The organism is Bradyrhizobium sp. CB1015 (assembly GCF_025200925.1).
Classification (GTDB): Bacteria; Pseudomonadota; Alphaproteobacteria; order Rhizobiales; family Xanthobacteraceae; genus Bradyrhizobium.
The window spans coordinates 8,371,012-8,382,111 of the sequence record NZ_CP104174.1 but is presented as its reverse complement, the minus strand read 5'-3'; the positions used below and the strand labels follow the sequence as shown (position 1 = coordinate 8,382,111).

Annotated in this window: 8 protein-coding genes; all 8 read right to left on the bottom strand. The window is 64.9% G+C overall.

Annotation, left to right across the window (positions count from 1 at the left end; all coding sequences use genetic code 11):
* Window positions 1-147 precede the first annotated feature (147 nt).
* Window positions 148-1,233, bottom strand: coding sequence for a branched-chain amino acid ABC transporter permease (locus tag N2604_RS39200; protein ID WP_260373235.1), 1,086 nt, complete (start codon window positions 1,231-1,233; stop codon window positions 148-150).
* Entirely contained in the window at window positions 1,230-2,240 is a 1,011-nt protein-coding gene (locus N2604_RS39195) for a branched-chain amino acid ABC transporter permease (RefSeq protein ID WP_260373234.1), read from the bottom strand. Before N2604_RS39195 ends, N2604_RS39200 begins: the two co-directional genes overlap by 4 nt.
* Window positions 2,237-2,959 (bottom strand): ABC transporter ATP-binding protein, encoded by a 723-nt coding sequence (locus N2604_RS39190; RefSeq protein WP_260373233.1) that lies wholly within the window; start codon window positions 2,957-2,959, stop codon window positions 2,237-2,239. Before N2604_RS39190 ends, N2604_RS39195 begins: the two co-directional genes overlap by 4 nt.
* Window positions 2,956-3,732 (bottom strand): ABC transporter ATP-binding protein, encoded by a 777-nt coding sequence (locus N2604_RS39185; protein ID WP_260373232.1) that lies wholly within the window; start codon window positions 3,730-3,732, stop codon window positions 2,956-2,958. The genes N2604_RS39190 and N2604_RS39185 overlap by 4 nt, the downstream gene beginning before the upstream one ends.
* Window positions 3,733-3,911: 179 nt before the next feature.
* Window positions 3,912-5,096 carry a substrate-binding domain-containing protein gene (locus tag N2604_RS39180; RefSeq protein WP_260373231.1) on the bottom strand — a complete coding sequence of 395 codons (1,185 nt, stop codon included), beginning with the start codon at window positions 5,094-5,096 and terminating at the stop codon, window positions 3,912-3,914.
* Between the two features lie 106 nt (window positions 5,097-5,202).
* The gene (locus N2604_RS39175; RefSeq protein ID WP_311739762.1) at window positions 5,203-7,230 is read right to left on the bottom strand and encodes an acyl CoA:acetate/3-ketoacid CoA transferase; all 2,028 of its coding nucleotides are present in this window, start codon (window positions 7,228-7,230) and stop codon (window positions 5,203-5,205) included.
* Between the two features lie 245 nt (window positions 7,231-7,475).
* Window positions 7,476-8,918: a sigma-54-dependent Fis family transcriptional regulator gene (locus N2604_RS39170; RefSeq protein WP_260373230.1), complete on the bottom strand. Its 1,443-nt coding sequence runs from the start codon at window positions 8,916-8,918 to the stop codon at window positions 7,476-7,478.
* A 258-nt stretch (window positions 8,919-9,176) separates the two neighbouring features.
* The gene (locus tag N2604_RS39165; protein WP_260373229.1) at window positions 9,177-10,913 is read right to left on the bottom strand and encodes a bifunctional diguanylate cyclase/phosphodiesterase; all 1,737 of its coding nucleotides are present in this window, start codon (window positions 10,911-10,913) and stop codon (window positions 9,177-9,179) included.
* Window positions 10,914-11,100: the final 187 nt, after the last annotated feature.

Below are 11,100 nucleotides of genomic sequence, written 5' to 3'. Positions count from 1 at the left end.
GCACAAATGGCGCAAACCTTAGGAAAACCAGTTACCTAAGCATTAATGCGGCTGGTGTGACCGCGTCCATATGCAGCACCGCGGGTATCACGCGCGAGGGTTGTGTCGCGCGCGCCGCAATCGGCGCGTGTCATCATGAATCATCGGTTAATGCGAGGGGCCGGCGGTCTTCTTGCCGCCGCCATGGCGCAGCCGTCCGACCACGCCGGTCGGGAAGAAATAGACGCTGGCGATGAACAGCAGCCCGAGCCACAGCAGCCAGCGGTCGGGATGCAACAGCCCGGGCAGCAGCGGCAGCCCCGCTTCGTCCGCCGCCTTGGAGGCGACGCCCATCAGCGATTGCAGATAGTTCTGGGCAAGGATGAAGATGGTGGCGCCGATGATCGCGCCGTAGATCGTGCCCATGCCGCCGATCACCACCATCAGCAGGATGTCCAGCATGATGGAGAAACTGAGCGAGGTGTCGGGACCTGCATAGCGTAGCCACAACGCGTTCAGGATGCCGGCGCTGGCGGCGACGAGGGCGGCGAGGCAGTTGGCGTAGGTCAGGTGGAATACGGTGCGGAAGCCGAGCGCCTCGGCGCGAAAGCGGTTCTCGCGGATCGCCTGCAGCACGCGCCCGAACGGCGAGTTCACCACGCGGAGCAGAGCGAGGATCATCAGGCCTGAGATCGCGAACACCAGATAGAAGGTCAGGATGCGGCCGTTGATCTCGAAGCCGAACAGGTTCTTGGGGATCAGCACCGTGCCGGGGCGGAGCAGCTCCGGCAGCTGGAAGCTGCGTCCGTCCTCGCCGCCGGTCAGCCAGGACAGCTGCGAGGCCAGCACCTGGAAGGCGGAGGCGACCGCGAGCGTGATCATGGCAAAAAAGATCGCGGCGACGCGCAGCGAGAACAGGCCGATGGCGAGCGCGAGCAGCGCGGCGAGCGGCAGACCGGTGACGATGCCGGTGGCGACCGCGGCCCAGTTCGGGCCCATCCCGTACAGTGCGATCGCGATCGCGTAGCTGCCGATGCCGTAGAACATGGTGTGGGCGAACGACACCGAGCCGGTATAGCCGAGCAAGAGATCGTAGGAGGCGACCAGCGCGGCGAAGACGCAGATCTTGGCCGCGACGTTCAGCGCCTTGGCGCCCGGGAACAGGAACGGCGTCGCCGCCAGCGCCAGGATGATGACGAGGAGGAGGAGCGTGAGGACCCGGCTGCGCGGCGGATCGCCTGAGAGGATCATCATCGGCTGGTCACCGCATAGAGGCCGCGCGGCCGCCACATCAGAATGGCGACCATCAGCAGGATGTTGGAGACGAGGGCGAGCTTCGGCACCAGGAAGCCGCCGTAATTGGCGACCATGGCCACCAGGATCGCGCCGATGAAGCAGCCGCCGATCGATCCCAGCCCGCCGATGATGACGACGATGAAGATCAAGACGGTGAGGTCGTCGCTCATGGAAGCGTGCACCTGCTCGCGATAGAGCGCCCACATCACGCCGCCGAGGCCGGCCAGCGCCGATCCCGTCATGAACACGCCGAGGAACAGGCGGCGGATGCGATAGCCGAGCGCCTCGACCATCTCGCGGTTCTCGACACCGGCGCGGATCAAAAGGCCGAGCTTGGTGCGGTTGAGCACGAGCTGGATAGCGATGAAGACAGAAAGCCCGATCAGCATCGCCAGCACGCGGTACTTGGCGATCGCGACGTCGCCGAGAATGAAGGAGCCGCGCAGCGAGGCCGGCAGCGGCATCGGGATGATCTGCGGTCCCCACAGCGCATAGAGCGTCTGCTCGGCGACGATCAGGCCGCCGGTCGTCATCAGGATCTGCTTCAGGTGCTGGCCGTAGACGGGAAGGATCAGCACGCGCTCGACGACCAGGCCGAGCGCGCCCGACACTGCCATCGACAGCAGCGCGGCCGGGGCCAGCACCGCGAGGTTCATCCAGAGCGAGTCGGCCTGGATGGACGCCGCGAACGGCGCCAGCACCAGCGTCGCGACATAGGCGCCGACCGCGATGAAGGCGCCGTGGCCGAAATTGAGCACGTCCATCAGGCCGAACACCAGCGTGAGCCCTGAGGCCATGATGAAGATCATCATGCCCATGGCAAGGCTCGCCGCGGTCAAGGTCAGCCAGGACGAGGTCGATCCGATCAGCGGGATCATCAGCAGCGCCAGCGCGAGCGGCAGCAGGATCGGCGCGAGGTCGCGCTTCGGCTTCGGCAGCGGATCGGTTGCGGCAAGATCTGTCACTGATGCGCCTCCAGGCTCAGGCCGAGCAGCCGCTCCTGCAGCGGCACGTCGGCGGCGAGCGCCGCCATCTCGCCGCGATGAACGATGGTGCCGTTGTCCATCACCAGCACGTTGTCGCCGAGCTCGCGAGCGGCAAAGAAATTCTGTTCGACCAAGAGGATCGTGGCGCCCTTGCGCTTGATCTCCTTCAGGCACTCGATCAGCGCCATCACGATGGCGGGCGCGAGGCCCTTGGTCGGCTCGTCGATCAGGAGCAGCTTGCGCGGCTCGATGATCGCGCGGGCGATCGACAGCATCTGCTTCTGCCCGCCCGACAGGCTTCCCGCGCGCGACAGCCAGAAGCGGCGCAGCGCCGGGAAGAAGCCGAAGATCCAGTCGAGCTGGGCGTCGTCGAGCGGCCCGTCGCGTGCTGCGAGAACGAGATTCTCCTTCACGGTGAGATCGGAGAACACCGCCATGCTCTCCGGCACGTAGCCGACGCCGCGCCGCGCGATGTCGGGCGTCGCAAGGCTCTCGATGCGCGTCCCGCCCAGGGTGATCTCGCCTTTTGAAGCCTGCCACAGCCCCATGATCGTGCGCAGTGTCGTGGTCTTGCCGGCGCCGTTGCGGCCGAGCAGCATCGTCACCTGTCCCTGCGGCACAGTGAGATCGATGCCCTGGAGGATGTGATAGCGTCCGATATGGGTGTGCACGCCGGAGAGCTTGAGCAGGTCAGTCATGCTGCGCTCCCTGCAGTGGTCTTGGGGGCAACGCCGAGATAGGCCTCCTGCACGATCGGCGAGGCGATCACCTCGGCAGGTACGCCGTCCGCCACCAGCTGTCCGTTGTGCAGCACGATGATGCGGTCGGCGAGCGAGCGCACCACGTCCATCTTGTGCTCGACCAAGAGGATGATCTTGCTCCTGTCCTGCTTGAGCTGCGCGATCAGGTTGAGGACGATCGGCACCTCGTCGATGCTCATGCCCGCGGTCGGCTCGTCGAACATGAACACTTTCGGCTCCAGCGCGATCATCAGGGCGACCTCGAGCTTGCGCTGATCGCCATGCGACAGCGCGGTGGCGGCGACGCCGCGACGATTGCCGAGCGCGACCTGGTCGAGAATGGCGTCGGCGCGCGCGATCAGGTCGCGCCGCACCATCCAGGGCCGCAGCATGTCGTAATGGGTGCCGCTGGCGGCCTGCACCGCGAGGCGGACATTCTCTTCCACCGTCAGGTTCGGGAAGAGATTGGTGAGCTGGAACGCGCGTCCGAGCCCCGCACGGGTCCGCATCGGTGCGGAATGCTGGGTGATGTCGGTGCCGTCGAACAGAATGCTGCCGCCAGATGCTCGCAGCTGGCCCGAGATCAAATTGAAATAAGTGGTCTTGCCGGCGCCGTTCGGCCCGACGATGGCGGTGAGCTCGCCCGGGCGAAACGTGCAGGAGACATTGTTGACCGCGACATGGCCGCCGAAGCGAATGGTGAGGTCGCGGGTTTCGAGGGTGAGCGGCATGAGAAATTTCGATCGGATGGGATGAAGATCTATCCACGATCACAGTGGGCTCCCTCCCCCGCTTGCGGGGGGAGGGTCGGGGAGAGGGCTGTCTCCGCAGGCGAGAGCCCCCAAGAGGAAAAAGCCCTCACCCGCGCGTTCGGCGCGACCTCTCCCGCAAGCGGGAGAGGTGAGCACCATTACCGCTTGTTCTTGATCGGAACGTCCATGTCCTCGATCTTCAGCTCGCGCACCGGCTCGAGCACGGCCCAGGCGACGTTCGGATCGACCTTGACCTTGAAGTGATACATGCTCTGCAGCGCCTGATGGTCTTCCTTCCGGAACACCATCTTGCCCTTCGGCGTGTCGAACTCGAGGCCCTCCATCGCATTGATCAGCTTCTCGGTGTCGGTCGACTTGGCCTTGGTGACGGCGGCGACGACGGACATCGCGGCCGCAAATCCGCCCGCGGTGAAGAAGTCCGGCGGCGCATTGAATCGCTTCTGGTGCTCGGCGACCAGCCAGTCGTTCACCGGGTTCTTCGGGATCTCGTAGAAGTAATAGGTCGCGCCTTCCATGCCGGGCAGACCCTTATAGGCCGCGAGCGCCGGCAGGATGTTGCCGCCGGTGGAGAGCTCGATGCCATAGCGCTTCGGATCCATGTCCTGCAGCTTGGCCAGCGGATTGCCGGCGCCGGCCCAGATCACCCAGATCACCTTGCGGCCCGGCTTGTCCTTCAGCGCGTCGAACAGGCGCTGGCCGACAGCGGTGAAGTCGGTGGTCGAGGTTGGGGCATATTCTTCCGCGGCGAGCGTCGCGCCGGTCTTGGCCAGCGCCTCCTTGAACGCGGCGACGCCGTCGCGGCCGAAGGCGTAGTCCTGCGCCAGCGTCGCCACGGTGACGCCCTGCTTGCCGATCGCCACCGCGTTGGAGATCGCGTCCTGCGAGGAGTTGCGCGCCGTGCGGAAGATGTAGCGATTCCACTTCTCGCCGGTAATCTGGTCCGCGACCGCGGGCTCGACGATCAGGATCTTCTTGTTCTCCTCGGCGACGGGAAGAATGGCCAGCGCCGCGGCCGACGACGTCGTGCCGATCGCGATGTCGGCCTTGTCGTCCTGATAGGCTTCCGCGAGCGCGGCCTTGGCCAGGTCCGGCTTGCCCTGGTCGTCCTTGGTGATGATGACGATCTTGCGGCCGTCGAGCGTCATCCTGCCCTTGGTGGCGTACTCGAAGCCCATCTTCAGGCCGGTCTCGGTCTGCTTGGCGTAGGCTTCGAGCGGACCGGTCTTGCCGTAGATCAGCGCCACCTTGAGATCGTCGGCGCGTGCGGAGGTGCCCGCGCCGAGCGCAAGAATCGTTGTTGTTATGATGAGTGATCGACGCACGATGGTCCCTCCTGGTTTAAAGTTTCTCGGCAACAGCGATTTGCACAACGTTACAAACATTGCAATTGAACCTTCCGCCTGAGTATCTCGGCCTTTCGAACATGCATCATTTTTGAGCCAGCCGCGCAGCCCCGGCGCCCTCGGCTTGGCGCCGATCCGACTGTGCCTCCTCCGCGCTTTCGAAGATGTGCGGCGCGACGCCGCGCTTCTCCAGGGCTTCACCGAGCTTGATGCGCAGGAAGCCCGACGTGGTGTAGCGCGACACGCCGGAATAGAAGCGGTCGACGAGGCTGCGCACCATGGCCGAATAATCGTCCATCAGCTCCGGCAGGATGGAAAAATTGTCATAATTGACGATGGCGTAGACCCGGCGTCCGAGCGGCGCCAGGCGGGCCTCGACGATGGCAGCGATGGTATCGATCTCGGCCTTGCTGCGCAGCGGATAGCGCTCGAGATTGACGAAGAACAGGTTCTGCTGCTCGTCCAGCGTGAAGCGCTGGTCGAGCGGGATCGTGAGCAGCCGCTCGCGCAGCTCCATGAGCCCGTCGCCGAAGATGCGCGCATCCATCAGCGCCGGATCGCGTGGGATCAGCGGCTTGAAGTCCATCAGGCGCAGGATGTCGTGCTCGATGTCGATGCCGGGCGCGACTTCGGTGAGCTCGAGCCCGCCCGCCCGGAGCTCGAACACGCAGCGCTCGGTGACGTACAGCGTGCGCTGCTTGCGCGCGGCGGCAAACGGGCCGCTGAAGGTGACGTGCTCGACGCTCTCGACGAACTTGCGCGACTTGGCCTCGTCGAGGATGGCGAGCTTGCCGTCCTTGACCGCGATGCGCTGCTTGCCCGCGCCGAACGTGCCGACGAAAATAACCTCCTTGGCATTCTGGCTGATGTTGATGAAGCCGCCGGCGCCGGCAAGCTTCGGGCCGAACTTGCTGACATTGAGGTTGCCGGCGCGATCGACCTGGGCGAGGCCGAGGAAGGCAGCGTCCAAACCGCCGCCGTCGTAGAAGTCGAACTGATAGGGCTGGTCGATCACCGCCTGCGTGTTGATCGCCGCGCCGAAATCGATGCCGCTCGCGGGGATGCCGCCGATCACGCCGGGCTCGGCCGTCAGCGTGATGAGGTCGATGATGCGCTCTTCGTTGGCGATCGAGGCGATCCCCTCCGGCATGCCGATGCCGAGATTGACGACGCTGTTGGCCTTCAGCTCCAGGGCGGCACGCCGCGCGATGATCTTGCGCTCGCTGATCGGCATCACCGGCAGCGAGGCGGCGCGGACGCGGATCTCGCTCGAGAACGCCGGATTGTATTGCGTGCCGAACGTCTGCCAATGGTTCTCGGGCCTCGCCACGACGACGCAGTCGACGAGAATGCCGGGGATCTTGACCTGGCGCGGATTGAGGCTGCCGGCCTCCGCGACGCGCTCGACCTGGGCGATGACGATGCCGCCGGAATTATGCGCCGCCATGGCGATGGCGAGCGCTTCCAGCGTCAGCGCCTCCTTCTCCATGGTGAGATTGCCGTCGGGATCGCCGGTGGTGGCGCGGATGATCCCGACATCGATCGGGAACGTCTTGTAGAGCAGGCACTCCTCGCCACGCAGCGTGATCAGCTCCACCAGGTCCTCGGTGGTGCGCGTATTCAGCTTGCCGCCGCCGTGCCGGGGATCGACGAAAGTGCCCATGCCGACGCGGGTGATGTGGCCGGGCCGGTGCGCGGCGATGTCGCGGAACAGATGCGTGATGACGCCCTGCGGCAGGTTGTAGGCCTCGATCTGGTTCGCGATCGCGAGCTGCTGCAATTTCGGCGCAAGACCCCAATGCCCGCCGATCACGCGCCGCACCAGGCCTTCATGCGCGAAATGATTGAGGCCGCGCTGCTTGCCGTCGCCCTGCCCGGCCGCATAGACCAGCGTCAGGTTGCGCGGCTTGCCTTGCGTATAGGGCGCATCGCCCTCGTGGGACAGATAGAGCTCCTCGAGCGTGATCGCGATCTCCTCGGCAAAGCCGATGCCGACAAAGCCGCCGGTCGCCACCGTGTCGCCGTCGCGGATCAGCATGACGGCTTCGTTCGCCGAGACGACCTTGCCCTTCTCGGAGTTGCGCAGATAAGGCAGAGCCGGATGATGGCTCACGGCGTTCCTCCCGCTCCCTGGACCGTAGGCCTTGTTATGCTTGATCTTATCGCGAAGCGCTGCCCCGGAACAGGTTGCTCCTCGCGAATGAAAGACGGCAAAGCGGAGAGCAAAGTCCACGCCAGATCCCGCAACGTCGCGCAAAACGGCTGAAATCTGCGGCAATTGCCTGCAATTCACCCCGGGAGAGCGGCCGGGTACAGTGTCCGGAATCCGAGATTCCGGACAGTCCCGTGTCTCGAAACTCAGACGGGCGCCGATCCCGAGGCGAGGCCGAACTTGGCGAGCTTCTTGTAGAAGGTCGCGCGCGAGATCCGCAGCATCCTGGCGGCCTCGGTGATCTGGCCGTTGCTGGCGGCGAGCGCCTGTTCGAGCGTGTGCTTCTCGAACTCGGCCTCGGCTTCCGCATAGGGCACCACCGATCCGGCCGGGCGCTCGGGCGGTGCAAGCCTGACCTCGCTGCCAACAGGGAGGATGCGGGCGACATCCTCAGCCGTAAGCCGCCCGGAATCGCTGAGGATCAGCGCGCGCTCGAGAATGTTGCGGAGCTCGCGGACATTGCCCGGCCAATCGTAACGGGCGAGCGCAGCGAGCGCGCTCGGCGTGATCTTCGCCTTGACGTAATCGCCCGACGCGCTGATGTCGTCGAGCAGCCGGGCGCAGATGTCGGGGAGATCGTCGAGGCAGTGACGCAGCGGCGGCAGGTCGACCGAAAGCACGTTGAGGCGGTAGTAGAGGTCGGCGCGAAATGCGCCGTCGCTGACGCGCTTGCGCAGGTCCACATTGGTCGCGGCGATGACGCGGACGTCGACCCTGGTGATCTTGTCCGAGCCGAGCGGCTCGATCTCGCGCTCCTGGAGCACCCGCAGTAGCTTGGCCTGCAATTGCAGCGGCATCTCGCCGATCTCGTCGAGGAACAGCGTGCCGCCGTCGGCTATGCGGAATTTGCCCTCGCGTCCCCTACGGTCGGCGCCGGTATAGGCGCCCGGCGCAGTGCCGAAGAACTCCGATTCGATCAGCGTCTCGGGGATGGCGGCGACGTTGACGCTGACGAACGGCTTCTCGGCGCGCGCGGAGGCGTTGTGGATCGCCTGCGCCAGCATCTCCTTTCCCGTCCCGGTCTCGCCGGTGAGCAGAACCGTGACGCTCTGCCGCGCGGCGCGGCTGGCGAGCTCCTTGGCGCGCGCGATGGCAGGCGTCCTGCCGACGAAATCGGCGAAGGTGAAACGCGCCGCGCGGGCGTTGGACAATTGCCGCCGCGCCAGCCGCAGATCGCTCTCGAGCTGGGCGACGCGGGCGAGCAGGGGCTTCAGGCTTTCGAGATGATCATAGAGCACGAAGCCGATCGCGCCGATCACCGTCCCGTTCTCGTCCTCGATCGGCATGCGGGTGACGACGAGCTGCTCGCCGCCGAGCTCCATGATGTCGAGCAGGATCGGTTCGCCGGTCTCGGCCACCTTCCGCATCAGGCTGTTCGGGATGACCTCCTCGATCGACCGGCCGATCGCCTCGCTGGCATGGCCGAGACCGAGCGCGGCAAGATATTTCTCGTTGACGTAGACGACGCGCCCGCCGCGATCGATCGCAATCGCACCTTCGCAGAGCTTTTCCAGCCGCTCGAACAGCGTCTCCATCGCGCGCGCACGGAGATAGGCGGGATCGCTGATCGAGGAGGAGGCGGCAGGCATGAGATACCTCGGGGAGGTCCGCCCGTGTATTAGCAAAAGTCCAGCGATTTCAAAGGGGGAAATGGGGGCGGACCGCTCGCAATCTATCCACCGTCACCCTGAGGTGGCCGCTTCTTCAGCGGCCCTCGAAGGGCGACGGCCCGGCTGCCAGCTCGGCCGTACATCCTTCGAGGCTCCCGGCGCGATGCGTTGCGTCGCGCCATTCGCACCTCAGGATGACGGAATAAGGAGTTCGTTGGGTGGTCGAGGAACGCACCCCTAGCGCCGATAGCCGCTTGCCCGTGAATAGCCCTGGCGGTTCTGCTGCGCCGGGCGGCTTGCCACGCTGACCCGCGCCTCGCTCGAGGAGGGCGTTGCGAGCTTCAGCTCCTCCAGGAAGATCGGCCGGGAGAAGTAATAGCCCTGCGCGTAGCGGATCTTGGTGGCGGCCTGCAGATAGGCCAGCTCCTCGTAGGATTCGAGGCCTTCGGCGATCACCGTCATGCCGAGCGCCTCGCTCAGGGATTCGATCGCGCGCAGGATGCCCTGGCTGCGCGGGCGCTTATGGATGTCGGTGATGAAGGAGCGGTCGATCTTGATCTCGTCGGCGGTGATGTCGGCCAGCGCCGAGAGCGAGGAATAGCCGGTGCCGAAATCGTCGATGGAGATGCCGACGCCGAGCTTGCGGAACATGGGCAGAATCTCGCCCTGGAAATGATTCTTTGCGACGAAGGCATCTTCCGTCACCTCGATCATGAACCGCTGCGGAAAGCCGGTCTCTTCCAGCGCCTGCGCAAAGCTGCGCATGAACTCGGGATTGCAGGCCTGCTTGGCGGCGACGTTGATGCTGATGGTCGCTTCCGGGCCGAACGTGTCGTTGATCAGGTCGATCGACTTGACGATCTCCGCGAGCACGAGATGGGTCAGCTCGTCGATCAGGCCGAGCTCGCCGGCAAGATTGATGAATGAGCCGGGCGCCTGGATCACGCCTTCGTCGTCACGCAGGCGCACCAAGGCCTCGATGCCCTTCACAGCCTGCGTGCGGATGTCGACCTTGGGCTGGAAGGCGCAGCAGAATCGCTTTTCCAGGATCGCGAGCCGCAGCGACTGCTCGACCTTCATCCGCGCCTGCGCCTCGCGCTCCATGCTGGCATCGAAGAAGGCGGCCAGTCCCTTGCCGTTGTTCTTGATGCGGTACATCGCGATGTCCGCGTTCTGCCGCAGCGTCTCGAAGCTGCCTCCGTGGTCGGGATAGAGGCTGATGCCGACCGAGGTCGAGGCGAACACTTCCGAATGGTCGATGAAGAACGGCGCGGTCAGCCGCTCCAGCGTCGATTGCATGAATTCGGCGACTTCCTCCTGGCTCTGGATCGGTGACAGCAGCAGCAGGAATTCGTCGCCGGAGATGCGCGAGAGCATGTCGGAATCGCGTAAGTCGCGTCCGAGCCGTTTCGACAGCTCGACCAGCAGCGCGTCGCCCACGGCGTGACCGTAATAGTCGTTGATGTGCTTGAAATTGTCGACGTCGAGAAAGGCCAGCGCAAAGCGTTCGCCGCCATAGTCACGCGCGAGCAGGGCGTTGGCGCGATGCTCGATCACGCGCCGCGAGGGCAGCCCGGTCAGCTCGTCGAAATAGGCCGAGCGGAACAGCTGGTCCTCGAAATTCTTCTGCTCGGTGATGTCGGAGGACGCCGAGATCAGGAGCTCGCGTCCGTCGAGACGAACGGGGCGATGGGTCGTGAGCAGCACCTTTCGCGCGGCGCCGACGTGAAGCGCTTCCTCGGTCACGACCGGCTGGCCGGCGCTCAGTGCCTGCCGGCAGGCTTCGCGGCGCGGCGTCAGATCGGGTGAAGGACGGCTGCCATCCATGCCGAGCTGCGCGGCGGCGGCATCGTTGACCAGCAGAAGCTCGCCGTGCGCGTCCTGCACGGTGAGGCCGGCCGGCAGCATTCTAACGATTTCCTTGAGAAAACCGAGCTCGGCTTCAGTCGCGCCGGAATATCGATTGTCGTTCATAGAAGCCATGAATCTTGTTGTTTCAGCGCGCCTTTGCAATGGGCGCGATCTTGCGCGGTTCCCTCTTAAGTTTGGTTAAGGGGTCGGGAGAAATACGGGGGTGTTTTGGAGAAAACTTGCGACGATCCGACGCGCGCAGAAAATTGTCATTAACAGAGCGTCAACGACGCATGCGAAAGCACGCGCG

Coding starts and splice junctions, on each gene's coding strand:
- N2604_RS39190 (WP_260373233.1), bottom strand. CDS start 2,959: ATGACTGACCTGCTCAAGCTCTCCGGCGTGCACACCCATATCGGACGC.
- N2604_RS39185 (WP_260373232.1), bottom strand. CDS start 3,732: ATGCCGCTCACCCTCGAAACCCGCGACCTCACCATTCGCTTCGGCGGC.
- N2604_RS39170 (WP_260373230.1), bottom strand. CDS start 8,918: ATGCCTGCCGCCTCCTCCTCGATCAGCGATCCCGCCTATCTCCGTGCG.
- N2604_RS39200 (WP_260373235.1), bottom strand. CDS start 1,233: ATGATGATCCTCTCAGGCGATCCGCCGCGCAGCCGGGTCCTCACGCTC.
- N2604_RS39165 (WP_260373229.1), bottom strand. CDS start 10,913: ATGAACGACAATCGATATTCCGGCGCGACTGAAGCCGAGCTCGGTTTT.